Annotated in this window: 23 protein-coding genes and 2 riboswitches; of the genes, 14 read left to right on the forward strand and 9 right to left on the reverse strand. The window is 70.8% G+C overall.

Features of this window, described 5'->3' with window-relative positions:
• Positions 1-199: 199 nt before the first annotated feature.
• On the reverse strand, positions 200-1264 hold the full coding sequence (locus OG747_RS12870; protein WP_405879455.1) for an FtsK/SpoIIIE domain-containing protein: 1065 nt from the start codon (positions 1262-1264) through the stop codon (positions 200-202).
• A 254-nt stretch (positions 1265-1518) separates the two neighbouring features.
• On the opposite strand from OG747_RS12870, the gene OG747_RS12875 reads away from it, so the two are divergent.
• The 3 genes from OG747_RS12875 (at position 1519) to OG747_RS12885 (ending at position 4685) form a co-directional block, all read left to right on the forward strand.
• The gene (locus tag OG747_RS12875) at positions 1519-2520 is read left to right on the forward strand and encodes an N-acetylmuramoyl-L-alanine amidase (RefSeq protein ID WP_405879456.1); all 1002 of its coding nucleotides are present in this window, start codon (positions 1519-1521) and stop codon (positions 2518-2520) included.
• A gap of 159 nt (positions 2521-2679) precedes the next feature.
• Entirely contained in the window at positions 2680-3534 is an 855-nt protein-coding gene (locus tag OG747_RS12880; protein WP_405879457.1) for a hypothetical protein, read from the forward strand.
• Positions 3535-3674: 140 nt separating this feature from the next.
• The gene (locus tag OG747_RS12885) at positions 3675-4685 is read left to right on the forward strand and encodes an LLM class F420-dependent oxidoreductase (protein WP_405879458.1); all 1011 of its coding nucleotides are present in this window, start codon (positions 3675-3677) and stop codon (positions 4683-4685) included.
• Positions 4686-4705: 20 nt separating this feature from the next.
• Here the strand turns inward: OG747_RS12885 and OG747_RS12890 are convergent, their stop codons facing one another.
• From OG747_RS12890 to OG747_RS12905, 4 genes are all read right to left on the reverse strand, one after another.
• Positions 4706-5269: a hypothetical protein gene (locus OG747_RS12890; RefSeq protein WP_405879459.1), complete on the reverse strand. Its 564-nt coding sequence runs from the start codon at positions 5267-5269 to the stop codon at positions 4706-4708.
• 155 nt (positions 5270-5424) lie between these two features.
• Complete coding sequence (locus OG747_RS12895; RefSeq protein WP_405879460.1) at positions 5425-6492, reverse strand: prenyltransferase/squalene oxidase repeat-containing protein; 1068 nt, start codon at positions 6490-6492, stop codon at positions 5425-5427.
• Positions 6489-7235, reverse strand: a complete 747-nt coding sequence (locus tag OG747_RS12900; RefSeq protein WP_405879461.1) for a class I SAM-dependent methyltransferase — start codon at positions 7233-7235, stop codon at positions 6489-6491. Before OG747_RS12900 ends, OG747_RS12895 begins: the two co-directional genes overlap by 4 nt.
• Positions 7229-8674 carry a glycosyltransferase family 4 protein gene (locus tag OG747_RS12905; protein ID WP_405879462.1) on the reverse strand — a complete coding sequence of 482 codons (1446 nt, stop codon included), beginning with the start codon at positions 8672-8674 and terminating at the stop codon, positions 7229-7231. The genes OG747_RS12900 and OG747_RS12905 overlap by 7 nt, the downstream gene beginning before the upstream one ends.
• A gap of 239 nt (positions 8675-8913) precedes the next feature.
• Between OG747_RS12905 and OG747_RS12910 the strand changes: the two genes are divergently transcribed.
• Entirely contained in the window at positions 8914-9558 is a 645-nt protein-coding gene (locus tag OG747_RS12910) for a TetR family transcriptional regulator (RefSeq protein ID WP_405879463.1), read from the forward strand.
• A gap of 78 nt (positions 9559-9636) precedes the next feature.
• Positions 9637-9812: riboswitch (TPP riboswitch) on the reverse strand.
• A gap of 171 nt (positions 9813-9983) precedes the next feature.
• On the opposite strand, the gene OG747_RS12915 is transcribed toward OG747_RS12910, so the two are convergent.
• Entirely contained in the window at positions 9984-10217 is a 234-nt protein-coding gene (locus OG747_RS12915) for a ferredoxin (protein ID WP_405879464.1), read from the reverse strand.
• Positions 10218-10219: 2 nt separating this feature from the next.
• A complete protein-coding gene (locus OG747_RS12920; RefSeq protein ID WP_405879465.1) occupies positions 10220-11677 on the reverse strand; it encodes an aldehyde dehydrogenase in 1458 nt (485 codons plus the stop codon).
• Positions 11678-11873: 196 nt separating this feature from the next.
• Between OG747_RS12920 and OG747_RS12925 the strand changes: the two genes are divergently transcribed.
• The 9 genes from OG747_RS12925 to OG747_RS12965 all read left to right on the forward strand — a co-directional run bounded on the left by OG747_RS12925 (position 11874) and on the right by OG747_RS12965 (position 21343).
• Positions 11874-12911 carry an MBL fold metallo-hydrolase gene (locus tag OG747_RS12925; protein WP_405879466.1) on the forward strand — a complete coding sequence of 346 codons (1038 nt, stop codon included), beginning with the start codon at positions 11874-11876 and terminating at the stop codon, positions 12909-12911.
• 66 nt (positions 12912-12977) lie between these two features.
• On the forward strand, positions 12978-13481 hold the full coding sequence (locus tag OG747_RS12930; RefSeq protein WP_405879468.1) for a nuclear transport factor 2 family protein: 504 nt from the start codon (positions 12978-12980) through the stop codon (positions 13479-13481).
• 74 nt (positions 13482-13555) lie between these two features.
• A riboswitch (cobalamin riboswitch) is annotated at positions 13556-13691 on the forward strand.
• A 110-nt stretch (positions 13692-13801) separates the two neighbouring features.
• Positions 13802-15088 (forward strand): prenyltransferase/squalene oxidase repeat-containing protein, encoded by a 1287-nt coding sequence (locus tag OG747_RS12935; protein WP_405879469.1) that lies wholly within the window; start codon positions 13802-13804, stop codon positions 15086-15088.
• A complete protein-coding gene (locus OG747_RS12940; RefSeq protein ID WP_405879470.1) occupies positions 15085-15729 on the forward strand; it encodes an SCO2322 family protein in 645 nt (214 codons plus the stop codon). Before OG747_RS12935 ends, OG747_RS12940 begins: the two co-directional genes overlap by 4 nt.
• A 37-nt stretch (positions 15730-15766) precedes the next feature.
• Positions 15767-16972 (forward strand): energy-coupling factor transporter transmembrane component T, encoded by a 1206-nt coding sequence (locus OG747_RS12945; protein WP_405879471.1) that lies wholly within the window; start codon positions 15767-15769, stop codon positions 16970-16972.
• Positions 16969-18708, forward strand: coding sequence for an ABC transporter ATP-binding protein (locus OG747_RS12950; RefSeq protein ID WP_405879472.1), 1740 nt, complete (start codon positions 16969-16971; stop codon positions 18706-18708). Before OG747_RS12945 ends, OG747_RS12950 begins: the two co-directional genes overlap by 4 nt.
• Positions 18705-19580 (forward strand): ECF transporter S component, encoded by an 876-nt coding sequence (locus OG747_RS12955; RefSeq protein WP_405879473.1) that lies wholly within the window; start codon positions 18705-18707, stop codon positions 19578-19580. Before OG747_RS12950 ends, OG747_RS12955 begins: the two co-directional genes overlap by 4 nt.
• A 375-nt stretch (positions 19581-19955) precedes the next feature.
• Positions 19956-20369 carry a transglycosylase SLT domain-containing protein gene (locus OG747_RS12960; protein WP_405879474.1) on the forward strand — a complete coding sequence of 138 codons (414 nt, stop codon included), beginning with the start codon at positions 19956-19958 and terminating at the stop codon, positions 20367-20369.
• A 287-nt stretch (positions 20370-20656) separates the two neighbouring features.
• Entirely contained in the window at positions 20657-21343 is a 687-nt protein-coding gene (locus OG747_RS12965) for a YoaK family protein (RefSeq protein ID WP_405879475.1), read from the forward strand.
• A gap of 338 nt (positions 21344-21681) precedes the next feature.
• Here OG747_RS12965 and OG747_RS12970 read toward each other — a convergent pair whose 3' ends face one another.
• Together OG747_RS12970 and OG747_RS12975 are read right to left on the reverse strand one after the other, a co-directional pair.
• Positions 21682-22953: an esterase/lipase family protein gene (locus tag OG747_RS12970; RefSeq protein ID WP_405879476.1), complete on the reverse strand. Its 1272-nt coding sequence runs from the start codon at positions 22951-22953 to the stop codon at positions 21682-21684.
• Positions 22954-23310: 357 nt separating this feature from the next.
• Complete coding sequence (locus OG747_RS12975; RefSeq protein WP_405879477.1) at positions 23311-24480, reverse strand: steroid 3-ketoacyl-CoA thiolase; 1170 nt, start codon at positions 24478-24480, stop codon at positions 23311-23313.
• Positions 24481-24794: 314 nt separating this feature from the next.
• Here OG747_RS12975 and OG747_RS12980 point away from each other — a divergent pair, with 314 nt between their 5' ends.
• The gene (locus OG747_RS12980; protein ID WP_405885524.1) at positions 24795-26030 is read left to right on the forward strand and encodes a cytochrome P450; all 1236 of its coding nucleotides are present in this window, start codon (positions 24795-24797) and stop codon (positions 26028-26030) included.
• Positions 26031-26175 lie beyond the last annotated feature (145 nt).

Consider the following 26175-nt stretch of genomic DNA (forward strand, 5'->3'; position numbering starts at 1 on the left):
TGGGCCGAACGGCTGGTCGCTGATGCGGCAGCGATATCGACTGCGGGGCGTGTCTCCGGGGGCGTTTCAGTGGGCTTTCCGGCCTCGTGGGGGTGGGCCCGAAACTCGAAACTTCCCAGCTCACGACCGATATCGGGGGCGAAACCGGTTTCGGATCAAGGTGAAACCACAGGCTTGATCCGAAACCGGTCTGAAGGCCCTACTCGCCGTCCTCGGCGGCGGGCAGATCGGCGTACCGGACGCCCTTGGCGCCGCCGCAGCACTCGCGGATGGTGAGCTGCCGGGTGGCCACCTTGAACGGCTTCAGCGCCGCGCTGAGGGCTGTCGACGCGCCTGCCGCGTCCATCTCCAGCCACGGCTTGTACAGATCCGGCCGGTACGCGGCGAGCGCCTCGACGAGCCGATGGGAGTGCACCGAGTCGACCCCGTCCGGCCAGATCGCGCGGACGTGGTCGACGACCGTCTCGACGTCCTGCTCTTCGACCTGCGCGCCGACGGCCTGCCCGGTAAGGGTGCCGGCCGCGGTGCGCAGCGCGAGGGCGCGCTTGCCGATCTCCTCGGCTTCGGTCTGCTTGATGAACGCGGCGCGCACGGTGATGCCTTCGCGGCAGCGGGCGAGGATGCCGGTTCCCTGCTCGTCGATGGAGATGTCGGTGGCGCGCAGGCCGCGGTCGTAGGCGCCGGTCCCGAGGACGTTGTTGTTGGCGCGCCAGTCCATGACGGCGAGGCACAGGCGGGTGCCGACGGAGCTGGACACGGAGGACGGCAGGGACGGGGCGTCGGGGTTCCGGGTGAGCAGGATGAGGATGATCCCGTAGGCGCGGCCCTTCTTGATCAGGCGGGTTGCCAGGGCCGCAGCCTCTTCCTTGTAATCGGCGTGCGTGAACAGCTCCTGCACCTCGTCGATGACGATGACGCGCGGGCCGAGCTGCTGCTCCGGGTACTTCTCGGCGAGAGCACGGGTGACACGGCGCCCGTCGGGGACCTCGCTGGCGGGCAGGGACTTGATGAACTTGGCGCGGCGCTGGTACTCGGCGATCCCCGAGCGCATCCCGCCGAGAGCGGCCTCCAGGTCCTCGTCCTCGTCGCCGGACACGTACCGGTGGCAGACGGGCTTGACCGCGTCGAGGTCGCCCGACCCCTTGAGTTCATAGATCCACAGCTCGGCGGTGGCGTCGAGGGCGACACCGAGGACGATGGCGAGCGCGCAGGACGTCTTTCCGGAGCCGGGGATGCCTCCGACCAGCAGGTTGGAGGCGGCCATCCATAAACACCTCGACCAAGGCGAGTCGAACGCTCGCATCGCTCGCTCGGTGGATTGGTCGCGGGAGTACATCGCCCGCATCCGCAAAGAGCGCGACGCCGAAGACAGACCAGAACTCCTGAACAGATCGGCCGACGTCTCACACACATCTCACAGAACTGGCGGCCGGAGTCGACTTCAGAGGCTCCGGCTCGCCCGTTCCGCACTCTCCATGGACCGTGTGGACACCACGGACGACCGCTAGGGTGGCAGTCGTGTCGTACGTAGGCCCTGACTTCGATCCTCCCCAGCCGCGCCGCTCCCGGCGCGGCCCGACGACCGTGGCGGTCGCCGCGCTGGTGCCGACCGCGCTGGCGGGATGGCTGGTGTGGCAGGCGGTGGGGGACTCGGGCGGCGGGCGCGGTGCGTCCGACAAGGCGGCGTCCTCGTCCAGTGCGCCGGAGTCCTCGTCCGCCGCCGGTGCACGGACACCGACCGCGTCCGGGACGAACGACGGGAAGCCGCCGAGCTCGACGCTCTCCGACCCGTCCACTCCCGCCACTCCCGCCACTCCTTCCGCGTCGGACCTGCCCGCCGCCTCCGGCCCCCTCAAGGGCAAGGTCGTCGTCATCGACCCGGGCCACAACCCCGGCAACTTCCAGCACACCGCCGACATCAACCGCAAGGTGAACATCGGCACGAACTGGAAGGAGTGCGACACCACCGGCACGTCGACCAACGCGGGTTACACGGAGGCCCGGTTCACGCTCGACGTCGCGCGCAGGCTGCGTACGATCCTGCAACAGCAGGGCGCCACCGTGAAGTTCACCCAGGACGGCGACCGCTCCTGGGGTCCGTGCGTCGACGAACGGGCCCGGATCGGCAACCAGGCGCACGCCGACGCGGTCGTCTCCATCCACGCGGACGGCTCCGCGGCCGGCAACCGCGGCTTCCACGTCATCCTTCCCGCGTCCGTCCACGCGGGCGCCGCCGACACCCGTCCGATCGTCGCCCCGTCCCGCGATCTGGGCGAGCGCATCGCGGGCAACTTCGTCCGCGACACCGGCAGTGCGCCCTCCAACTACGTCGGCGGCGGTACCGGACTCGTCGTCCGCAGTGACCTGGGCGGTCTCAATCTGTCAACGGTTCCGAAGGTGTTCATCGAGTGCGGCAACATGCGCGATAGCAAGGACGCGGCGTTGCTGACCAACGGCGCGTGGCGGCAGAAGGCGGCGAGTGGGATCTCTGAGGGAATCGTGAGTTTCCTGCGCGGGTAGTGATCGCCGGGGCGAACCCGACGGACACCCTGATCGGACGGGCGATAGTGTCGTCTCTACGATGAGGGGTCACCCCCACGCTTCACACCACAGCCTGACGGCGACATGGTGTCAGCGACGCCTCCACCGATGACGAGACGACTGACGAAGGACCCTGAAGTGAATATCCGCTCCCTCACTCGAGGCGACGGCGTGGTGATCGGAGCAGCGGTATTGCTGTTCATCGCGTCGTTTCTCGACACGTACGACAGCTCCGGCAGCGACATCCCCAACGCCTGGGACAACCTGGGCCTTGTGATGAGCATGTATGTCGGCGGCATCATCGGTGCGGCTCTGATCGTTGTCTCCCGCGCGCTCCCGCAGCCCCGCAAGGTCCTCGGCCTCGAGCTCGGTCCCGTCGGCGTCGCACTCGCGATCTTCGCGGCCTGGACCTCGTTCTGGACCATCGTCGATCCACTGGGCGCGTTCAGCGACAGCACCGGACTTTCGAACGTCGGTGCGGGCTCCGGCCTGATCCTGGGCCTGATCGGCGCTCTGGTCCTCGCCGCCGCCGCCATCGCCACCCCCCTCGTCCCCGCCCTCCAGGCCGCCCTCATCCCGGCTCCCAAGCCCGCCGCCCCGCAGCCCTACAGCGCCCAGCCGCCCGGCGGTTACGGCTACCCCGGCGCCCAGGCCCCGCAGCAGGCGCAGTCCTTCGGCGCTCAGCCGCAGCAGGCGCAGCCCTTCGGCGCTCAGCCGCAGCCGTTCGGTGCTCAGCCCAGCCAGCCGCAGCCGCAGCCGCAGCCGCAGCAGGCGCAGGCTCAGCAGCCCGCGGGGGACTTCTCGCCGTTCTGGTTCGCTGTGCCGGTGCCGCGTCCGCTGTTCGCGGAGGACGGTTCCCAGGCACCGATCGCCGAACTCGCGCCGGGCACTTGGTACCTGGCCGTCGAGCAGCACGGTCCGAGCCTGGTGGCGCAGACGCAGGACGGCCGCCGCGGCGTGCTGCAGGACACCTCGGGAATCCAGCGCGGCTGACGCCGGCACCCGCTCCCCCGTACCACCGCTGTACGGCCTCTCGTCCTTCCGGGCGGGGGGCCGTTGTCGTACAGTCGCCTGGCGGGACGACAGTTGACGGAACGTCAGAACCTGACTGACTGGTGCCTGGAGGGGACGACATGCGGCTCGGGCTCGCACTCGGCTACTGGGGGCGTGGCCCCTCCGCGGACCACCTGCCGCTCGCCCAGGAGGCGGAACGGCTCGGCTACCACTCGGTGTGGACCGCCGAGTCCTGGGGCTCGGACGCCTTCACCCCCCTCACCTGGATCGCGGCGCGGACGACCCGTATCCAACTGGGCACCGCCGTCGCACAGATGGCCGCCCGCTCCCCCACCACCACCGCGATGCACGCGCTCACCCTCGACCATCTCTCGGGCGGGCGCGTGATGCTCGGCCTCGGGCTGTCGGGGCCGCAGGTCGTGGAGGGCTGGTACGGGCGCCCGTTCCCGAAGTCGCCGCTGACCGCGACCCGGGAGTACGTCGATGTCGTACGCCAAGTCCTCAGGCGCGAAGGGCCCGTTGAACTCGACGGACGCTTCCACTCCCACCCGTACCAGGGCGCCGATGGCATGGGACTCGGCAAGGCACTGAAGCCGATCACGCATCCTCTCCGTGCCGAACTGCCCATTCTGCTCGGCGCCGAAGGTCCGAAGAACGTGGCGCAGACGACCCGTATCGCGGACGGCTGGCTGCCGCTGTACTGGTCGCCGACCCGCCCCCAGGCGTACGAGGCCGCGCTCACCGATCTGCGCGAAGGCTTCCTCATCGCGCCCATGGCCCACGTCCGCGTCTGCGACGACGTCGCCGAGGGGCTGCTGCCCGTCAAGGCGATGCTCGGCTTCTACATCGGCGGGATGGGACACGCGGCGCGCAATTTCCACGCCGATCTGATGGCGCGGATGGGGTTCGAGGAGGAGGCGCGCAGGATTCAGGAGCTCTTCCTCGCCGGGCGCCGGCAGGAAGCGGTACTCGCCGTCCCCGACGCCTTCGCCGACGAGATCTCACTCGTCGGCCCGCGCGAACGCATCGCCGAACGGCTGGAGTTGTGGCGCAAGGGCCCGGTGACCGACCTGCTGGCACTGTCCCCGGACCCTCACTCGCTCCGCGTACTCGCGGACCTCAACTCCTAGGCCTGTACGCCGGATGGCTCCTAGCCGCCCGCCAGCTGTCCGGCCGACGGCACCTGGTCCTTGACCGGGGCGCCCGCGCTCTTGCCGGCGTCCTTCACCTTGTTGATGATGTCGTCATAGGAGCCCACGGTCGCGTCCGTCGCGTCGCCCTTGCGGAGCTTGGACGGCAGGTTCTTGAGGGCCTCGATGCCCGCGGTGAGCGGAGCGATGGCCTTGGAGAGCGCCGGGTCGCCCTGGGCGTTCCTGCCCGCGGCCTTGAGCCGGTTGTAGGCGAACGCGCCGGCGACACCCGCCTTGACCAGGGCGCGCTTGCGGCCCTGGGCGCCCTTCTTGAACTTGCCGGCTTTCCAGGGCTTCACGATCCACTGGTAGGTGGCTCCGGCGGCGAGGCCCGCGTTCGCGACGAAGCGGGTCTTGGAGAGCTTCTGTTTCTCCATGGAACTGGTGCTGGACGGGGTGGTGGCGGTCGCCACGACGGCGGCCGTGTCCTGGGTGCCGCCGTCACCGCCACAGGCGGTGGCACCGGCGAGCAGAGCGCAGGAGAGGGTCAGCGCCACGATGAGGCGCCGTATCGGTACAGGCACGGGGTCCTCCGGGGAAGGGAACGGTTCTCCCGGTTTCCGGGAGACACGGCTCTCCCGGCAGCCTCACCCGAGTGCGGTGACTGCGCCACTTGAGCGACCCGAACGGGTCGTCGCGGACGCGTCCGGACAGGGCGCGTCCGCGTCCGGACAGGTTCTCAGCAGCACTCCGCGTCGAGCCCCAGCGGCAGGCGCTCGCCGCCGAAGACCGCGCAGGTCGGCTCGTCGCCGCCGAGCGCGGCGACGGCGAGGAGGAGGGAGCCGGCCGTCCAGCTGGTGAGCTCCTCGGGCCAGACGGTGCGGGCGTCGAAGACATAGCCCGTCCAGTACAGGCCGGTCTTCGCATCGCGCAGGTGCTGGATGGACTGGAGGATCTCCAGGGCACGGTCGGACTCGCCCACGGCCCACAGCGCCAGGGCGAGTTCGGCCGACTCACCGCCGGTCACCCACGGGTTGGGGACCACACAGCGCACGCCGAGCCCGGGGACCACGAAACGGTCCCAGCCCTCCGCTATCCGGTCCTTGGCCTCGGGTTCGGACAGCGCGCCGCCCAGTACCGGGTAGTACCAGTCCATCGAGTAGCGGTCCTTGTCGAGGAACCGCTCGGGGTGCCGACGGATCGCGTGCCGCAGCGCGCCGACCGCCAACTCCCAGTCCGGCTGCGGCTCCTCGCGCTGCTCGGCGATGGCGAGTGCGCAGCGCAGTGCGTGGTGGATGGACGAACTCCCGGTCAGGAGGCCGTCCTCGACCGCCGTGCCGTCGTCCTCGCGCTTCCAGCCGATCTGCCCGCCGGGCTGCTGGAGTTGCAGCACGAACTCCACGGCCGCGTAGACGGCCGGCCACATCCGGTCCAGGAAGGTGTCGTCGCCGGTGGCCAGGTAGTGGTGCCAGACGCCGACCGCGATGTACGCGCAGAAGTTGGTCTCGCGGCCGCGGTCGGTGACGTCCTCGAAGTCCCCGTCCGCGTAGGCGGCGTACCAGGACCCGTCCGGGTTCTGGTGCCGGGCCAGCCACTCGTACGCCCGCTCGGCCGCCTCGTGCTCCCCCGCCGCGTCCAGCGCCATGGCCGCCTCGGTGTGGTCCCACGGGTCCAGGTGGTGCCCGCGGAACCACGGTATGGCGCCGTCGGGTCGCTGCACCCCGAGGATGGCCCGCACCGTGGCGGCGGCCTCCTCGGCGGTGAGGACCCCGGGCAGGACGAGGTGTTCTGTCCGGGGCGTGGTCACGAAGCGTTCACCGCGGCGGTGTCGACGGGCAGGTGGGGCTTGGTCGCGTACGCCACGAAGCTCTTGCCCATCAGCGGGTTCAGCGCGTTCTCGGCGACCCGGGTGGCCAGCGGCTTCTTCATGATGTCCCAGACCAGCAGCTTGTGGTACGCCCGCACGGGCAGCGCCTTGTCGTTGTCGACGCCGAAGGCGCACTTCAGCCACCAGTAGGGGCTGTGCAGGGCGTGGGCGTGATGGGTGCCGTACGGCTTGAGCCCGGCCTCCTTCATCTTGCCCAGCAGTTCGTCCGCCTTGTAGATGCGGATGTGGCCGCCCTCGACCTCGTGGTACGCGTCGGACAGCGTCCAGCAGACCTTCTCCGGTCCGTAACGCGGCACGGTGATCGCGATACGGCCGCCCGGCTTGAGCACCCGGACCATCTCGGCGAGGACGCCCTTGTCGTCGGGGATGTGCTCCATGACCTCGGAGATGATCACGACGTCGAAGGACGCGTCGGGGAAGGGCAGTGCCAGTGCGTCGCCCTCCATCGCGGTCGCGGTGGCGCCGGCCGGGGCCTCGCCCGCCTCCTTCATCGCCGCGAACCACTTGGCGACCTCGCGGATCTCCTCGCCGTTCTGGTCCAGCGCGACGACCTGGGCGCCGCGCCGGTAGCACTCGAACGCGTGCCGGCCGGCACCGCATCCGAGGTCCAGTACGCGGTCGCCCGGGGCGAGCGGGAACCGGGAGAAGTCGACGGTCAGCACGTGGCCCTGCTTTCGCGGTCGGGTACGACTATTTCTTCGGCGACGTCATCGGCTCCGCCGCCGACAGCTGCCGCTGAAGTTGCTGGAGTTGCTGGAGTTGTTGCTGCTGTTGCTGTTGCTGTTGCTGTGGAGCGGGCCATGGCCTCGCGGTAGTGGGCCACCGTGCCCTCGGCGGCGCGGGCCCAGGTGAAGCGGTCCAGTACCCGCGCGCGTCCGGCGGAGCCGAGCCGCACCCGCAGCTCCGGGTCGCCCAGCACCCGGCTCAGCGCGGTGGCCAGCGCTCCCGAGTCGCCGGGCGGTACGGCCAGGCAGGTCTCGCCGTCGGGTCCGGCGACCTCCGGGATCGCCCCGCCGGTGGTGGCGACGAGCGGCGTCCCCGTGGCCATCGCCTCGGCGGCGGGCAGCGAGAACCCCTCGTACAGCGAGGGCACGCAGGCGACTTCGGCGGACCGTACGAGGTCGACGAGTTCGGCGTCCGAGATGCCCTTGACGAACTCGACGGCGCGCTCGAGGCCGTACCGCTCGATGGCCTGGGCGACCGGCCCGTCCTCGGCTCGCCTGCCGACGACGACGAGGTGGGCGCCGGGGTGCTCGGTGCGCACCTTGGCGAGCGCCTCGACGAGGTGGATGAGCCCCTTGAGCGGGACGTCAGCGCTGGAGGTGGTGACGATCCGGCCCGGTACCTGCGGCACGGACGGGTCGGGCGAGAAGAGGTCGGTGTCCGCGCCGATGTGCACCACGTGGATACGGTCCCGGGCGACGCCCAGGTGGTCGACGATCTCCTGCTGCGAGGTGCCGGAGACGGTGAGCACGGACGGCAGGCGGCGCGCGACGCGCTTCTGCATGCGCGTGAAGGCGTACCAGCGGCGCACGGACGCACGCCGGCGGCGCCCCTCGGCGGCGTCCAGCTCCAACTGCCGGTCGACGGTGATGGGGTGATGGATGGTGGTGACCAGCGGCGCGCCCACGTCACCCAGCAGCCCGTAGCCGAGGGTCTGGTTGTCGTGCACGACGTCGAAGTCCCCGCGCCGGGCGCGCAGATGGCGGCGGGCGCGGAGGGAGAAGGTCAGGGGTTCGGGGAAGCCGCCGGTCCACATCGTGCCGACCTCGAGCGCGTCGATCCAGTCGCGGAACTCCTCGCGCTTCGGGGTGCGAAAGGGGTCCGGCTGGCGGTACAGGTCGAGGCTGGACAGCTCGGTGAGGCTGAGGTGGTGGCTGAGCTCGGGGAGGTCTTCGTCCAGCACGGGGTACGGCTGGGATCCGATGACCTCGACCCGGTGGCCGAGGCGGGCGAGCTCGCGCGAGAGATGCCGTACGTACACGCCCTGACCGCCGCAGAACGGGTTCCCCTTGTACGTCAGGAGCGCGATGCGCAACGGTCCGTCACCGTTGGTGGCCGCGCCCGCCCAGGGGCCCGCCTCCATGGCCTCAGCGGTCACTTACGGCCCCCTTCTCCCTGCACTTTCCCGCGAGATTACGCCGGGACGCTAATCTAGAACAAGTTTCAGACTTGATCGTTCGAGGAGCACTGAATCTACCGGCAGGTAGCGCCTCCGTGAGCAGTGGATCAGGTGATCCGCGCCACGACGGAAGCGTCGGGACGGATGTGTTCTGACCTACGGAAGTGTCTGCCATGCTGTCTCGTCGCTCCTCCAGCTGAACCCACGGAACGGGACCCATGCCTGCGGAAGTCAAGGTGGAACCCAAGCCCGCTCGGCCCGCCGCGCAGCCCGCCTCTCCCCCGCTCACCGAGCGTCAGGAGGCCCGCCGCCGCCGGATTCTGCGCGCGAGCGCGCAGCTGGCCAGCCGGGGCGGTTTCGACGCGGTGCAGATGCGCGAGGTCGCGGAGTCGTCGCAGGTCGCCCTCGGCACGCTCTACCGCTACTTCCCCTCGAAGGTCCATCTGCTGGTCGCCACCATGCAGGACCAGCTGGAGCACATGCACGGCACCCTGCGCAAGAAGCCGCCGACCGGGGACACGGCTGCGGAGCGGGTGGCGGAGACGCTGATGCGGGCGTTCCGCGCCCTGCAGCGCGAGCCGCACCTCGCCGACGCCATGGTCCGCGCGCTGACCTTCGCGGACCGCAGCGTGAGCCCCGAGGTCGACCAGGTGTCCCGGCAGACCACCGTGATCATCCTGGACGCGATGGGCCTGGACGACCCGAGCCCCGCCCAGTTGTCCGCGGTCCGCGTCATCGAGCACACCTGGCACTCGGCCCTGATCACCTGGCTCTCGGGCCGCGCCTCCATCGCCCAGGTCAAGATCGACATCGAGACGGTGTGCCGTCTGATCGACCTGACGGACCCGGGCGAACAGCGCTAGGGAAACAGCGCCAGGGCCTGCCCGGAAGGCAGGCCCTGGGCCACGCCCGCGCACACGAAAGACCCCCGCGCACACGAAGAACCTACGAGACGGGTTCCCTTCGCCGGTATGATCCGGATCAGGTAATGGGGGTCGCCATCCGGTCCAACCGCTACCTTCCGGCCTCTCAGCCCGACCGTCGACGTCGGCCCCGGCGGAAGTTGCTGCCTCTCGCCAAAGTCGGCTACTCCGGTTGGACTCCCTCACTCGCCCCGTAGGCCACTTCTAGGATAGAACGCCCACCGCCGGATGGAACCCCCCAAAGAGGGACTTTTTTTCGATTCTCCGGATTTTTTCGATTCTCCGGATTCTCCGGATTCTCCCGGCAGAGGGCGACGCCCGGCTGAGGGCCCCGCCCGCCACCCGACCGAAGGCCACGCCCGGCATCAGTCCTCCGGCGGGAACACCGGCTCCCCGCTCCCCAGCAGCGTGATCATGATGGCCTCCACCGGACAGCCCTCCGCCGCCGCGAGGATCTTCTCGTTGGCGTCGGTCTCCGCCTCGGCCGGGTGGGACTGCATGGCGGAGTCGAGGCGGAAGGCGTCCGGGGCCCGGTGGACGCACTGGGCGGAGCCGATACAGACGGAGCGGTCGACCTCGACCCCCCAGCGGTCGCCCATTCTCAGGCCTCCCAGCCGGCCGGCAGGTGGATCATCTTGTGCTCCAGGAACTCGCCGTACCCCTCGGGCCCGAATTCCCGCCCCAGCCCGGAGTTCTTGTAGCCGCCGAAGGGCCCGAGCATGTCGAGGCTGAAGGTGTTCACGGAGTACGTGCCGGTACGGACCTGGCGCGCGACCTCGATGCCGTGCGCGACGTCCGCCGTCCAGACGCTTCCGCTCAGCCCGTAGTCGGAGTCGTTGGCGATCTTCACGGCCTCGCTCTCGTCTCCATAGGGGAGCAGACAGATCACCGGTCCGAAGATCTCCTCGCGGGCGATCCGCATGGAGTTGTCGACGTCGCCGAAGAGGGTCGGCTCCACGTACCAGCCGCGGTCGAGGCCGGGCGGGCGGCCGCCGCCGGTGAGGATCTTGGCGCCTTCCTCCTGGCCGATGCGGATGTAGTCGAGACTGCGCTGCTGCTGCCGCCTCGCGACCAGCGGGCCGACCTGGGTCGCCGGGTCCAGCGGGTCGCCGACCACCAGGGCGCTCGCCGCGGCGGCGAAGGCGTCCGCGAACTCGTCGTAGCGCGAGCGCGGCAGCAGGATGCGGGTCTGCGCGACGCACGCCTGGCCGTTGTTCATCCAGGCCGCCGAGACGATCCCGGGGACGGCGGTGGCGAGGTCCGCGTCGGGCAGCACCACGGCCGCCGACTTCCCGCCCAGCTCCAGCGTCACGCGCGTGAGGTTGCGCGAGGCCACCTCCATCACGCGCTTGCCGGCCGCGACCGACCCGGTGAAGGAGACCTTGTCGACGCCGGGATGCCCGACCAGGTACTCGCTCACCTCGCGGTCCGCCGGAAGGATCGACAGGACGCCCTCCGGCAGCCCGGCCTCCTTGGCGATCTCACCCAAGAGGTAAGCGTCCAGGGGGGATTCGGGCGACGGCTTCAGTACGACGGTGCAGCCGGTCAGCAGCGCGGGCGCGAGCTTGGCGGCCGCCACGAACTGCGGCACGTTCCAGGGGACCACGGCCGCGACCACGCCCACCGGCTCGCGCCGGACGAGGATGCGCCCGAGCACTCCGTCGCGTGCCTCCTCGTATGTGAAGCCGCGGGCGACCGTGAGCGCCGCGTCCCACACCATCATCGCGCCCAGGGCCTGCGCGAGGACGCTCCAGGAGTACGGGGAGCCGTTCTCGGAGGAGATGACACGGGCGATCTCCTCGTGCCGGACGGCGATCGCGTCCTTGATCCGGGCGACGACCTCGATCCGCTCGTCGAGGCTCATCCGCGGCCAGGGCCCCTCGTCGAAGGCCTTGCGCGCGGCGGCGACCGCCCGGTCGACGTCGCCGGTGGAGGCGTGCGGGACGCGTCCGATGACCTCTTCGGTGTGCGGCGAGATCACCTCGATGACGTCCTTGCCCAGGGGGTCCGTCAACTCCCCGCCGATGAACAGCTGTCCGTGTTCCACGAGCTCGGTCATGACCGACCGCCTCCCCGACGGGCTTCCCCGACACGTCATCCGCCGCTTCATCTGACGCTTCATCAGATAGGAGAACTGATACCAGGTCCCGCCGACGGAGTCCACGGGTGCGAGGTGAGCCCCAACGGTTGTTTTGGGCACCCATTGGAATGGGTTCTAGTTATAGTGGCCGGTACACGGCGATAGGTGGGAACCGATGACGCAGGTGACCGATCACGGCGGGGGCGTACGGTCCATCAAGGTCCCCATCCCCGACAACCCCCTGGGAACCACGCTGGTCCACCTCGTCGACACCGACCGGGGCCCTGTGCTGATCGACACCGGCTGGGACGACCCGACCTCCTGGGACACCCTCACCGCCGGGCTCACCGCCTGCGGCATCGCCGTCGCCGAGGTGCACGGCGTGGTCATCACCCACCACCACCCCGACCACCACGGTCTGTCGGGCAAGGTGCGGGAGGCCTCCGGGGCGTGGATCGCGATGCACGCGCTGGACACCGCGATCGTACGGCGGACGCGGGAGAACCGGCCCGAGCGCTGGTTCGCCTTCATGATGGACAAGCTGGTGGCCTCGGGCGCACCCGAGGAGCACGTGGCGCTCCTGCGCGAGGCGCGCACGACACGGCTCTCCACCGGCCTGCCCGCCTTCGCCCCCGCGCTCCCCGACCGCGAGATCGTCCCCGGCGAACTCCTCGACCTGGCGGGCCGGCGCCTGCGCGCGATCTGGACCCCCGGCCACACGCCGGGCCACGTCTGCCTCCACCTGGAGGAGACCCACCCGGCCGGGCTCCCCGGCCACGGCCGCCTCTTCTCCGGCGACCATCTGCTTCCGCGGATCACTCCGCACATCGGTCTGTACGAGGATCCGGACGACGCCACCGTCGCCGACCCCCTCGGCGACTACCTCGACGCCCTGGAGCGCGTCGGCCGGCTGAACCCGGCCGAGGTGCTCCCGGCCCACCAGCACGCCTTCACCGACGCGCCGGGCCGCGTACGGGAGTTGCTCGCGCACCACGAGGAGCGCCTCGCCGATCTCCTCTCCCTCCTCTCCACCCCTCTCACCGCCTGGCAGCTCGCCGAGCGCATGGAGTGGAACCGCCCCTGGGAGCAGATCCCCTTCATCTCAAGGAACATCGCGGTCTCGGAGGCCGAGGCCCATGTGCGCCGCCTGGTGAAGATGGGGCGCGCGGAGTCGGTGGCGGGCAGCGATCCGGTGACGTACGTGGCGCTGTAGCACGTGGACGTACGTGGGCTGGTAATCCGTTGGTGGCGGCGGCCCCGAGCTGATAGCAACGGTCCCATGATCCCCATGGAAGAACTTCTCGCCGAGCGCGCCTGCGAGCGGCTCGTCCTCGACCTCGTGCGCCGACTGGACCTGGGTGAACCGAGCACGGTCGCCGAGCTGTTCACCGAGGACGGCGTCTGGCAGTGGCCGGAGGGCGACCGGCTCGTCGAGGGGCGTGCGGCCCTGCGCGCGTACTTCGCCTCCCGCCCCGCCGACCGGCTCTCGCGGCGCGTCATGACGAACATCCTGGTCACCGTGGCCTCACCGACCCAGGCAAGTGCCACCTCGTACTTCACCACCTACCGCGTCGACGGCCACACCGGCGGCATGGTCCCGGCCGGACCTCCCGTTCAGATCGGCCTCCCCCACTCTCGGCTTCGCTCGAGCGGGGGGACCCCCATCGAAGACACCTTCCGCAAGGTCGGCGACACCTGGCTGCTCGCGTCCCGCACCCTGTTCCTGCCGTTCGGCGGACCCACCCCCGTCGTCGAACCCCGTCAGTCACCCCCGGCCGCGTAGTCGAGCCCCTCCTCGTACGCCATCCCGTGCGCCGACCTCGGCGAGCGGTTGCCGACCCCTCAGGCGATTCCTACGGGCGAGTACAGTAAGCAGGTCGTCATCGCCCCCGTACGCGGAGAAGCCGGTGCGATTCCGGCGCTGACCCGCAACCGTGAACCGCCCACGCCCTGTCGGGTGGTAAGCCGGATCGCCTCGTCCGGGACGTGACCGGCTCGTGCCATCGGCAGCCCGTCGGTGGCCGGCACCGTCGAGGTATACGGGGCCGGAGCCGCTCGGGCCAAGCCGTGCCCGGTGCTGCCCGGCTCCCCGCAGGGAGAGTCATGATTGTTCGCCGCAGCGCCGCGGTACTGGCCGCCACCGTAGCGATCGGTACGGCCCTGGCCCCGGCCGCCGTCGCCGAAGGCGTCTCGCCTTCACCCTCCCCATCAATACCCTCCGGCCTCTACGGCACCACCGACCCCACCTACGACGGCGTCTGGCGGCAGTCCCTCGCGCTGCTCGCCCAGCACACCGTCGGCGTGAAGCCCGCGGCCAAGGCCGTCGACTGGCTGGCCGGGCAGCAGTGCGCGACCGGCGCCTTCCCCGCGTACCGCGCCGACGCGACGGCGAAGTGCGACGCCAAGACGATGGTCGACACCAACAACACCGCGGCGGCCGTACAGGCCCTCACCGCGCTCGGCGGGCACGACGACGCGACGGGCAGGGCCGTCAGCTGGCTGAAGTCCGTGCAGAACAAGGACGGCGGCTGGGGCTACACGGCGGGCGGGGCGAGCGACGCGAACTCCACGTCCGTGGTGATCGGGGCGCTGGCCGCGGCGGGCGAGAAGCCCGGGAACGTGAAGTCCGGGAACGTGAAGTCCGGCGAGGGCAAGTCCCCGTACGACGTGCTGGTGAAGCTGTCGATCGCGTGCGACACCAAGACCGACGACGCGGGCGGCTTCGCCTACCAGCCCGACAAGCGGGGGAAACTCGCGGCGAACGCGGACGCGACGGCCGCGGCGGTGCTGGGCTCCCTCGGCAAGGGGTTCGTGACGACGGCCGCGAAGCCGCAGTCGTACGGCCACATCTGCGCGAACGAGGGGAAACTCACCCCGGACCTGGCGGCGCGCAATGGCGCGTCCTATCTCTACAACGCCCTGCTCAAGGTGCCCTACCTGAAGTCGGCGATGCCCGGCGCCAAGGACCAGCCCGACTACGGCAACACCGCGGACGCGGTCGTCGCGCTCGCCGCCGGGGGCTACGGCAAGTACACGAAGAGGCCCCTGGCCTGGCTGGAGAAGAACTCCGGCGCCTGGGCGGCGCAGGCCGGCCCGGCCGCATACGCCCAGCTCATCTTCGCCGCCCGCGCCACCGGCACGGACCCGCGTGACTTCGGCGGCGCGGACCTGGTCAAGCAGCTCAACGCGACGGGCCCGGCGGTGCGGTCGTACACCTACACGGCCACCACGCCCGAGCGGCACAAGAACGACGACAAGGCAGACGACAAGGGAGACGGCAAGGGAGACGGCAAGGGATTCGGCGTCTGGTGGACCGTCGGCGTCTGTCTCGTCGCCGGTATCGGCATCGGCTTCCTGATCAGCGCCCGCAAGAAGCAGCCGCAGCCGTGAGGCGGCGCGGCAGGGCGGCGTGGGTCCTGGCCCTGCTCCTCCTCGTGCTCGGCACGGCGGCGGGGCAGGCCCAGGCCGTCGGCTACCGCTACTGGTCCTTCTGGGACCTGACCGGCGGGAAGTGGACGTACGCGACGCAAGGGCCGTCGACCGCACGGCCGTCCGACGGCGACGTCGAGGGGTTCCGTTTCGCGGTGAGCGCGGACTCGCAGGACGCCTCGAAGCCGCGCGGAAACGCCGACTTCGCGTCCATCTGCGCCAAGACGCCCGCCCGGTCCGGCCGGAAGCGGGTGGCCCTGGTCATCGACTCCGGCACCACCGCGGACGCGCCGTCCGGCGAGATTCCGCCGACGCCGCGCACGGCCTGCGCCCGCGTCCCCACCGACGCGACAACCGCCGAGGCCCTCGCCACGGTCGCCACGCCCCTCCGCTACGACACCAACGCCCTCCTGTGCGCCATCGCGGGCTACCCCCGAACGGGCTGCGGCGACCAGGTCACGACCTCACACACCCCGAGTTCCGAGCCGGCCAAGGCCGAACCCACCCCTCACGGTCCGTCGGTGGGCCTCCTGGCAGGAATCGCCACGGTGGCCGTGCTGGGCGGTGCGGCCATCTGGCAGACACGCCGCCGCCGGTCCTGAAGCGGGGGTGAAAGCAATGACATCGGGGGTGAAGCCAATGACAACAGAGGACGCGACCCCAACAGGGGCGACTACGCCCACCGCACAGGCTGCCGCTGCCGCTGCCGTTCAAAGCCGGCGCCCACCGCACCGTCGTACCCGCGCCCCCAGAGCGACCCGCGCCAACACCCTCCCCCCAGCCACCTGGTGGATCTGGGCCCTTGGCCTGGGAACAGCCGCCTCCCGCACCACCAACCCCCTCCTCCTCACCCTCCTCATAGGCGTAGCCGGCTACGTGGTGGCCACCCACCGAACCGACGCGCCCTGGGCCCACTCCTACACCGCGTTCATCAAGCTCGGGCTCGCCGTCCTCACCATCCGCCTCGCCTTCGCCGTCCTCCTCGGCTCCCCCATCCCCGGCAGCCACCTCCTCGTCACGCTCCCCGAGGTCCCCCTCCCCCACTGGGCCCAAGGCATCCGCATCGGCGGCCGGGTCACCGCCGAGGGCCTGCTCTTCGCGCTGTACGACGGCCTGAAACTGGCCACGCTCCTCATCTGCGTAGGCGCGGCGAACGCCCTGGCCAACCCCGCGCGGCTGCTGAAGTCACTCCCCGGCGCCCTGTACGAGGCGGGCGTGGCGGTGGTCGTCGCGCTGACGTTCGCGCCGAATCTGATCGCGGACGTACAACGGCTCCGCGCCGCCCGCCGCCTGCGGGGCCGCCCCGACCGGGGCCTGCGCGGTCTGCTGCACGTGGGACTCCCGGTCCTGGAGGGCGCGTTGGAGCGCTCGGTCGCCCTCGCGGCGGCGATGGACGCCCGCGGCTACGGGCGGACCGCCGAGGTTGCGCCCATGGTCCGCCGTGCGAACACCGTCCTGACGCTGGGCGGCCTGCTGGGCGTCTGCGCGGGCACGTACGGAGTACTGACCGCCGAGGGCGGCAGCTACGGCCTGCCCGTGCTGCTCGCCGGACTGACCGCGACGCTCGGTGGCCTCCGGCTGGGCGGCCGCCGCTCACCCCGCACGCGCTACCGCCCGGAGGTGTGGGGCGTACGGGCCTGGCTGGTGGCGGGTTCCGGCGCCACCGTCGCGGCCGGGCTGATCGTCTCCGCCGCGTACGATCCCACGGCCCTGCGCCCCGGCGTCGTCCCCCTCGTGGCCCCCGCTCTCCCCCTCTGGCCGGCGGCGGCGATCCTGCTCGGCCTCCTCCCCGCCTTCACAGCCCCGCTCCCCAAAGACCCCTCCACTCCCCAGGAACCCTCATGATCCGCTTCGAGGATGTCTCCGTGACGTACGACGGAGCAGCCGAACCCACCGTCCGGGGCGTGGACTTCGAGGTCCCCGAAGGCGAACTGGTCCTGCTCGTCGGGCCCTCCGGCGTCGGCAAGTCCACCGTTCTCGGCGCGGTCAGCGGCCTCGTCCCCCACTTCACGGGCGGCACCCTGCGCGGCCGGGTCACGGTCGCGGGACGGGACACCCGTACCCACAAGCCCCGCGAACTCGCGGACGTCGTCGGAACGGTGGGCCAGGACCCGCTGTCCCACTTCGTGACGGACACGGTCGAGGACGAACTCGCGTACGGCATGGAGTCGTTGGGTCTGGCCCCGGCCGTGATGCGCCGTCGCGTCGAGGAGACTCTGGACCTGCTGGGCCTGGCGGACCTGCGCGAGCGCCCGATCGCCACGCTCTCCGGCGGCCAGCAGCAACGCGTGGCCATCGGCTCGGTCCTCACCCCGCACCCGAGGGTCCTGGTCCTCGACGAGCCCACGTCTGCCCTGGACCCTGCCGCCGCCGAAGAGGTCCTCGCCGTCCTGCAACGACTCGTCCACGACCTCGGCACCACCGTCCTGATGGCCGAGCACCGCCTCGAACGCGTCATCCAGTACGCCGACCAGGTCGCCCTCCTCCCCTCCCCGGGCGCCGCCCCGCTCCTCGGCACCCCGTCCGAGATCATGGCCGTCTCCCCGGTGTACCCGCCGGTGGTGGACCTGGGCCGGCTGGCCGACTGGTCCCCGCTCCCCCTCACGGTGCGCGACGCACGACGCAGGGCGGGGACCCTGCGGGAGCGACTCGCGAACCTCGTACCGGAGAGGACGCCCCCGGCGCCCGGCGTCGAACCTCCCCCGCCTCCCCAGCCACCCCTGCCTCCCCTGCCTCCCCTGCCTCCCCTGCCTCCCCCGTCGTCCCTCCCCCGCCGCCCCCGTCTCCTCCGCAAGCGCACCGCCGCAGCGACGCGCCCGGCACCCCCCGCGCAACCGGCCGCGGTCGACGCCCTCGCCGTCCGCCACGGCCACGTCGAAGCACTCCGGCGCGTCGACCTCACCGCCACCCCCGGCGAGATCATCGCGCTGATGGGCCGCAACGGCGCCGGGAAGTCCACCCTTCTCGGAACGCTGGTCGGGCTGGTCGAACCGGCGGCCGGCTCGGTCCGGGTCAGCGGTGTGATCCCGCGCCGGACACCGCCCCACGACCTCGTACGGCGCGTGGGCCTCGTACCCCAGGAACCACGGGATCTCCTGTACGCCGACACGGTGGCCGCCGAATGCGGGGCGGCCGACGTCGACGCGGGCGCCGAGCCCGGCACGTGTCGGGCCCTGGTGTCCGAGCTGCTGCCGGACATCGCCGACGGCACCCACCCCCGGGACCTCTCGGAAGGCCAGCGGCTGGCGCTCGCGCTGGCCGTCGTCCTGACGGCCCGCCCCCCGCTCCTGCTCCTCGACGAGCCGACCCGCGGCCTCGACTACGCGGCGAAGGCCCGCCTGATCATGATCCTGCGCGGCCTGGCCGCCGGGGGCCACGCCATCCTCCTGGCCACCCACGACGTGGAACTCGCCGCCGAGCTCGCGCACCGCGTCGTCGTCCTCGCGGACGGTGAGATCGTCGCCGACGGTCCCACGGCCGAGGTGGTCGTCGCGTCCCCGTCCTTCGCCCCGCAAGTCACGAAGGTGCTGGCGCCACAGCCGTGGCTCACGGTCGCCCAGATCAGGGACGCACTCTCATGACCGCGCCCAAAGCCCGCCCCCGCAAGCAGCCCCCGTCACGGCCACAGCCACAGCCACAGCCACAGCCACAAGCGAAGGCCATCCGCCTCGGCCCCCGCTCCCTCGCCGCCCTCTCCCTGGTGAGCGCCGTCGGTCTCGCCGGATTCGGCTGGCCGCTCTTCGCCGACCCCGACTCGGGGGTCGGCACACATACGCAGGACGCGCCGTGGCTGTTCGCGGGGCTGCTCGTGCTGCTCGTCGGAGTGGTCGCGGCGACGATCTCCGAGTCCGGGCTCGGCCCGAAGGCGGTGGCCATGCTCGGGGTACTGGCCGCGACCGGCGCCGCGCTGCGGCCGATCGGTGCCGGGACGGCCGGGATCGAGCCGATGTTCTTCCTGATGGTGCTGAGCGGGCGGGTGCTGGGACCGGGGTTCGGGTTCGTGCTCGGGTCCGTGACGATGTTCTCGTCCGCGCTGCTCACGGGTGGCGTGGGGCCGTGGATGCCGTTCCAGATGCTCGCCATGGGGTGGTTCACGATGGGCGCCGGGCTGCTGCCGGGCCCCGGCCGGCTGCGGGGCCGCGCCGAACTGGCCCTGCTCGCCGCGTACGGATTCTGCGCCGCCTTCGCCTACGGCACGGTCATGAATCTGGCCGGCTGGCCCTTCATGGACGCGCTGGCCTCGAACATCGCCTTCGACCCGCACGCCGCCGTCTCCGCCAACCTGACCCGTTTCCTCGCCTACTGCCTGGCCACGTCCCTCGGCTGGGACCTGGGCCGGGCCGTCGTCACCGTCGCCTTGACCCTCACGCTCGGCACGGCCCTCCTCAAGGCGCTCCGCCGGGCGACGCGCCGGGCCGCCTTCGAGACCCCGGTCACATTCGAACCCCGGTGATCTGCGGCCCCCGTCACACCACCCGGCCGCACTCCGTGGGCGGTCGCGCACCGTCCGCAAACCTCACGGTGAGGCAGCCCACAGGACCTACGTCACATACGAAGCGCGATCGTAGATCCAAAGGCGTGACATGCACTCGTCGTCAACCCCTCTGACCTGGGGTTTGAGACCCAGATCACATAAGGCACTTTCTACTCGGATGCGACCACCACTAGTAAAAGGGGTCATTGCGGACGGGTTTCAAGCCTGTTTCTCTGGAGCAGTCGCCAGGCGCCACGAGCCCACCCGGGCCGCGGCGCTTACGTACGCCTCCTCCACACATCGTGTGGGTCAGGCATGCAGCGATCGCCCTGTTTCCGAAGAAAGGTTCTCCGCGTGTCCGTCTCCTTCATCCGCCGCATCGCCTCCCCGAAGAAGGTCCTCGCCACCGCCGCCGTGGCTGCCGCCACCACCGGCATGGTCCTGGCCGCGGCCCCCGCCCAGGCCGCCACCACCCAGGCCTCCTCCGCTCAGACGATCGCGCACCAGATGATCCCGGACGCAGCGCAGTTCAGTGCCTTCAGCAAGATCGTCGAGCACGAGAGCGGCTGGAACCCCGGCGCCACGAACTCCTCCTCCGGTGCCTACGGCCTGGTCCAGGCCCTGCCCGGCTCGAAGATGTCGACCGCCGGCTCCGACTGGAAGACGAACCCGGCCACCCAGATCAAGTGGGGCCTGGACTACATGAACTCCCGCTACGGCAGCCCGGCCGCCGCCTGGAACTTCTGGCAGACCAACCACTGGTACTGACCGGCGGCCCGGTGACGACCGGCGCCCCACAGCACCCGCAGACGCGAAGGCGGCGACCCCCGATCCCCGGGGCCGCCGCCTTCGCCATGCCCCCCCGTTACGAGCTCGCCGCGCCGCGTCCGCCCTCCGGCCGCGGCGACCGGCGCCGCCGCGAGTCCGGCGAGCAGCAGAGCCGCCGCTCCGGCGAGCCCCCGCCACCCACGCCGACTGGTCCGTGTTTCATATGCTTCCCCCGTGTCCGTGGTGGGCTTAGGTACACCGGGCCCGTCCCGCTGACCGGAGGCCGTATGAGCGCCGAGACGGAGAAGACGCAGGACCCCGAGGCGCGCGGACTGCGCCTGGTGGTGGTGCTGCTGTCCCTGACCGTGGTCAGCGGGCTGATCGACGCGGTGAGCTATCTCGGACTCGGACATGTCTTCACGGCGAACATGACCGGCAACGTGGTGGTACTCGGCTTCGCCGCGGCCGGCGCCCCCGGCTTCTCGATCCCGCACACCTCGACGTCGCTGGCGTTCTTCCTGGTGGGCGCCATCGCCGGGGGCCGGATCGCGGGGCGGTTCGGCGGTGGTTCGCGGCGGACCTGGGCGCGGATCACGCTCGCCGCGGAGGCGGTGTTCGTGGGCGTGTCGGCGGCGGTCGCCTTCGCGGCACCGGGCGCCACCGCGACCGTGTACACCCTGATCGCCCTCACCGCCTTCGCCATGGGCCTGCGCAACGCGACGGTACGGAAGCTGGGGGTGCCCGACCTGACGACCACCGTCCTGACGATGACCCTGACGGGCCTGGCCTCCGACTCCGCAGCCGGCGACGGCTCGGGCCACCGCTCCCCGCGCCGCACTGCCGCCGTGATCGCGATGCTGGTGGGCGCCGCGCTCGGCGCGTGGCTGGTGATCAACCATGGCCTGGGCATCCCGCTGCTGATCGCGGCGCTGCTGGCGGGCGTGCTGGCGGTGGCGGCGTCGGGGCGGGAGTAACGGTGTCCCGCCCCCGAGAAGGTGATCCAGCGGGCGTCGCAGGCAGTGTCCGGGAGATACGGGTGTCGCAGGCAGTGTCCAGGGGATACCGGACGCGCCGACCCCTTCCGATGAAACGCCCTCACGGACTGCCCTTGCTGCGAGAATGTGACAGTTCTCGCCGAGGTGTCACATTCCCCGCGCCCGGGTGTCGGGGCAGCGCGCCTCCGTGCACCGCTCACCCTCGAAGACCCGGTGATGCCGCGCCCCGCGGGTCCGGCCCCGGACCGGCCCCGGACTCCGTCACGGAGCCCGGGGCCTTCAAGCGCCTCGCCCGGTCGACCCCCGAGCGGGCTGGGCTACAGCTGGTCGAGGAGCCAGTCGCACAGCTCCTCGGTGATCTTTGTGTGGTCCTCGTTCTGCGAGGCGCACAGGAACTCGTCGAGTTCGCTCTCGCCCGGGTCGAGGGCGCTGATGTCGGTGGTCAGCAGGGCGGTGGTGTCCAGGTCGCGGACGGCCACCGCGCTGACCGAGGGCACGAAGCAGATCGCGGGGACCGGGGCCACGGCGCTGCCGAAGGGCAGCTTGTTGAGGACGTTGGCGGCAATGGCGAAGGACGCCAGAGTGCCGCCGGGAGCACCGTCGATCTCCGGCAGTCCGTCGGTGGTGATCGTCTCGTTCTTCCCGAAGGTCGCTTTCAGTTCGGCGACCAGGGCGTCATCACCCTCGGACTGGGTGTAGACGGTGGTTCCGGGGAACAGCAGCCCGGTGGAGCGGAACGCTTCCGCGCCTGGCTCGATTCCCGTGCCCTGGCCGTTTCCGGTGCCGTTGGCGACGCCGAGCTTCCGCGGTCGCATCGGCCAGTTGCCGACGCGCTCCAGGGCCGCGAGGAACTCGGTGCGGGCCTTGTCCTGCCCGGGAGTGCCGTCCACCGTCTCGATGTGCCGCCACATCAGCTCGCGGGAGGCCGGGCTGTTGATCTGGGCCGACAGCGCGCTGTTGAGCGGGTTGACGCGCTTCATGTAGTGCGCGAACGCCTGCAGGCCGATCGGCACCCACGCGCCGCGGTGGGGGCTGTCGTAGGAGAAGTACGTCCCGGTCTGGTGGTCCATCTTCTGGGTCTCCATGCGCGCCAGGGCGTAGCGGGTGACCAGGCCGCCCATGCTGAACCCGCCGACCACCAGCGGTTCACTGCCCCTGCGCTCGTCAATCAGCTTCGTGATCGCCTCGATCACGTACCCGGCGTTGTCGAGGATCGACGCGGAGCGCTCCCCGTAGCCGAAGATGACCGCGTCCCGCCCGCGCTCGTGCAACTGGCTCATCAGCGGGTACTCGCCCCGCTCGAAGCCGTGGTAGAGCTCGTTCAGGCTGCTGGGCCCCACATTGAAGCCGTCGGCCATCAGCACCGGCCGCTCCACACCGCGGTGGCCCTTGCCGTAGTACACCCAGGCGGTGCCGTCGTAGACCGGCACGTAGTCTTCCTGCCCCTCCTCATCAGGGTTGAGGTGACGGCCGATGTACCACGTCTCGTCCGGCTCCGGGGCCGGTGGCGGCTTCGGCTGGTCCAGCGGGGTCATCAGCCCGATCGAACCGACGTACTGCTCCTCGCGGGCCGCCTTCTCATCGCTCACTGCCGTTGCTCCCCTTCCTTCGGGCCGCACGACGGCCCCGGGGACGTACAACCCCGGGGCCGGGATGCGGCCGTGCGACTCGGATGTGAGCCTCATCATCAGGGGACGAAAACGGACGTACGGGTTCCCCCGCGCGATCATCATCACCATGAGTGATTCACCGCCACCTGGGTTTGGCCCTACGGCCGAGCCGGTCGGCACTCGAACCACACCGTCCTGCCACCCCCGGGCGCCGGTGCCACACCCCACTTGTCGACCACCGCGCCCAGCAGGACGAGCGCGCGCCCACCCTCCGCCTCCGGCGACAACTCGACGGGCGTGCACGTCAGTTGATGGGAACCGTCCGTGAGTGGAGCGCTACAACCGCTGGATGATCGTCCCGGTGGCAAGCCCCCCGCCCGCGCACATCGTGATCAGCGCGAACTCCTTGTCCCGCCGCTCCAGTTCGTGCAGCGCGGTCGTGATGAGCCGGGCCCCCGTCGCCCCGACGGGGTGCCCGAGGGCAATCGCCCCGCCATTCACGTTCACCTTCTCCAGGTCCTGTTCGAAGACCTGAGCCCAGCTCAACACCACTGCCGCGAACGCCTCGTTGATCTCGACAAGGTCGATGTCCTTCAGGGACATCCCGGCCTTCCCCAGAACGGCGCGCGTGGCATCGATCGGCCCGTCCAGGTGGAAGTGCGGGTCCGAGCCGACCAGCGCCTGGGCCACGATCCGCGCCCTCGGGCGCAGCTTCAGCGCACGCGCCATCCGCTTGGACGCCCAGAGGATCGCGGCGGCCCCGTCCGAGATCTGGGACGAGTTGCCCGCCGTATGGACGGCCGTCGGCATCACCGGTTTCAGGCCGGCCAGCGCCTCCATCGATGTGTCGCGCGGCCCCTCGTCGCGGTCGACGAGCCGCCACATGCCCTGCCCGGCGCGCTGTTCGTCCTCCGTCGTCGGCACCTGGACGGCGAATGTCTCGCGCTTGAACCGTTCCTCCGACCAGGCGATCGCGGCCCGCTCCTGCGAGACCAGCCCGAGCGAGTCGACGTTCTCGCGCGTCAGCCCGCGATGGCGGGCGATGCGCTCCGCCGCCTCGAACTGATTGGGCAGGTCGACGTTCCACTCGTCCGGGAACGGCTTCCCCGGCCCGTGCTTGGAACCCGAGCCCAGCGGCACCCGCGACATCGCCTCGACGCCACAGCTGATCCCCATATCGATGACACCCGCCGCGATCATGTTGGCAACCATGTGCGAGGCCTGTTGCGAGGAGCCGCACTGGCAGTCGACCGTCGTGGCCGCCGTCTCGTACGGCAGGCCCATGGCGAGCCAGGCCGTGCGGGCGGGGTTCATGGACTGTTCGCCGGCGTGCGTCACCGTGCCGCCGACGATCTGCTCGACGCAGTCGGCGTGGATGCCGGTGCGGCCGAGGAGTTCGCGGTAGGTCTCGCCCAGGAGATAGGCGGGGTGGAGGTTGGCGAGCGCGCCGCCGCGCTTGCCGATGGGGGTGCGTACGGCTTCGACGATCACGGGTTCCGCGGCCATGGGGGCTCGTCCTCTCCTCAGGCCTGCCCTACGGCCAGGCCCTGCTGACCCGCGCAGCGCGGGGCGTCCCGGCCCACCCACCGCGCCGAACTAGAACGTGTACTAGTTCTGTCTGCAGTCTGCGGAGCCAAGCCCTCGCGCCGCAAGGGTCGTGCACTCCCGGAAGTAGCAATGAAGCGGCGATCCGCACGGGATGGGCACGGACTCCGCACGTAATTCGACTCGCCACACCCCTTGCGAGTTGTAGAACCCGTTACTACCTTCACGGCAATTCGCGTTTCCTGATGAACCGTCAGAATGGTGGGTGGTCGCCGATGCCCTGTCCCGCGCTGCCCGACGGGTTCGACTTCACCGACCCCGATCTGCTGCACCACCGCGTGCCCCTGCCGGAGTTCGCCGAACTGCGCCGGGCCGAACCGGTCCGCTGGATCCCCCAGCCGGCCGGCCTGGCCGGCTTCCAGGACGAGGGCTACTGGGCGGTCACCCGGCACGCGGACGTCAAGTACGTCTCCACGCACCCGGAGATCTACTCCTCCTACCTCAACACCGCGATCATCCGCTTCCACGAGCACATGCAGCGCGACGCGATCGACGCGCAGCGGCTGATCCTGCTCAACATGGACCCGCCCGAGCACACCCGCGTCCGCCAGATCGTGCAGCGCGGGTTCACGCCACGGGCCATCCGGGCGCTGGAGGAGCGGCTGCGGTCCCGCGCCCATGCGATCGTCGAGGGCGCCCGCGCCCACTCGGGACCCTTCGACTTCGTCACCGAGGTGGCCTGCGAACTGCCCCTGCAGGCGATAGCCGAGCTGATCGGCGTCCCCCAGGACGACCGCATCAAGATCTTCGAGTGGTCCAACAAGATGATCGCGTACGACGACCCGGAGTACGCCATCACCGAGGAGGTCGGCGCCCAGTCGGCCGCCGAGCTCATCTCGTACGCCATGAACATGGCCGCCGAGCGCAAGCAGTGCCCGGCCAAGGACATCGTCAGCACGCTGGTGGCGGCCGAGGACGAGGGCAACCTCGGTTCCGACGAGTTCGGCTTCTTCGTGCTGATGCTGTCCGTCGCGGGCAACGAGACCACCCGCAACGCCATCACCCACGGCATGCACGCCTTCCTCACCCACCCCGAGCAGTGGGAGCTGTACAAGAGCACCCGCCCGGCGACCACCGCCGAGGAGATCGTGCGGTGGGCGACCCCGGTCGTCTCCTTCCAGCGCACCGCCACCCAGGACACCGCACTCGGCGGCAAGCAGATCAAGAAGGGCGACCGGATCGGCATCTTCTACGCCTCCGCCAACCACGACCCCGAGGTCTTCGAGAACCCGGACACCTTCGACATCACCCGCGACCCCAACCCCCACCTCGGCTTCGGCGGCGGAGGCCCCCACTACTGCCTCGGCAAGTCCCTCGCCGTCCTCGAGATCGACCTCATCTTCAACGCGATCGCCGACGCGATGCCCAACCTCACCCTGGTCGGCGACCCGCGCCGACTGCGCTCCGCCTGGATCAACGGCGTCAAGGAACTCCAGGTCAACGCCGGTTGACCGTACCCCTCACTCGGGCCGACGGCCTCCCGGTGCCCGTCGGCCCGTCCCGGGGGAGGCAGGGGCATCCCCCTACGCCCCGCCCCTGCCTCCCCCGAGACCGGCCCCCCGTGCGGACGGCGAGTTCACGCGGCTGACGGTGACC

Source organism: Streptomyces sp. NBC_01384, from assembly GCF_045040035.1.
In the GTDB taxonomy this organism is placed as follows: domain Bacteria; phylum Actinomycetota; class Actinomycetes; order Streptomycetales; family Streptomycetaceae; genus Streptomyces.

What these genes read in the sequence shown, in the direction of transcription:
- OG747_RS12955 (WP_405879473.1), top strand. Translation starts at nt 18,705, where the DNA reads ATGACCGCGCCCAAAGCCCGCCCCCGCAAGCAGCCCCCGTCACGGCCA.
- OG747_RS12920 (WP_405879465.1), bottom strand. Translation starts at nt 11,677, where the DNA reads ATGACCGAGCTCGTGGAACACGGACAGCTGTTCATCGGCGGGGAGTTG.
- OG747_RS12870 (WP_405879455.1), bottom strand. Translation starts at nt 1,264, where the DNA reads ATGGCCGCCTCCAACCTGCTGGTCGGAGGCATCCCCGGCTCCGGAAAG.
- OG747_RS12915 (WP_405879464.1), bottom strand. Translation starts at nt 10,217, where the DNA reads ATGGGCGACCGCTGGGGGGTCGAGGTCGACCGCTCCGTCTGTATCGGC.
- OG747_RS12910 (WP_405879463.1), top strand. Translation starts at nt 8,914, where the DNA reads ATGCCTGCGGAAGTCAAGGTGGAACCCAAGCCCGCTCGGCCCGCCGCG.
- OG747_RS12950 (WP_405879472.1), top strand. Translation starts at nt 16,969, where the DNA reads ATGATCCGCTTCGAGGATGTCTCCGTGACGTACGACGGAGCAGCCGAA.
- OG747_RS12935 (WP_405879469.1), top strand. Translation starts at nt 13,802, where the DNA reads ATGATTGTTCGCCGCAGCGCCGCGGTACTGGCCGCCACCGTAGCGATC.
- OG747_RS12925 (WP_405879466.1), top strand. Translation starts at nt 11,874, where the DNA reads ATGACGCAGGTGACCGATCACGGCGGGGGCGTACGGTCCATCAAGGTC.
- OG747_RS12965 (WP_405879475.1), top strand. Translation starts at nt 20,657, where the DNA reads ATGAGCGCCGAGACGGAGAAGACGCAGGACCCCGAGGCGCGCGGACTG.
- OG747_RS12975 (WP_405879477.1), bottom strand. Translation starts at nt 24,480, where the DNA reads ATGGCCGCGGAACCCGTGATCGTCGAAGCCGTACGCACCCCCATCGGC.
- OG747_RS12930 (WP_405879468.1), top strand. Translation starts at nt 12,978, where the DNA reads ATGATCCCCATGGAAGAACTTCTCGCCGAGCGCGCCTGCGAGCGGCTC.
- OG747_RS12945 (WP_405879471.1), top strand. Translation starts at nt 15,767, where the DNA reads ATGACAACAGAGGACGCGACCCCAACAGGGGCGACTACGCCCACCGCA.
- OG747_RS12885 (WP_405879458.1), top strand. Translation starts at nt 3,675, where the DNA reads ATGCGGCTCGGGCTCGCACTCGGCTACTGGGGGCGTGGCCCCTCCGCG.
- OG747_RS12980 (WP_405885524.1), top strand. Translation starts at nt 24,795, where the DNA reads ATGCCCTGTCCCGCGCTGCCCGACGGGTTCGACTTCACCGACCCCGAT.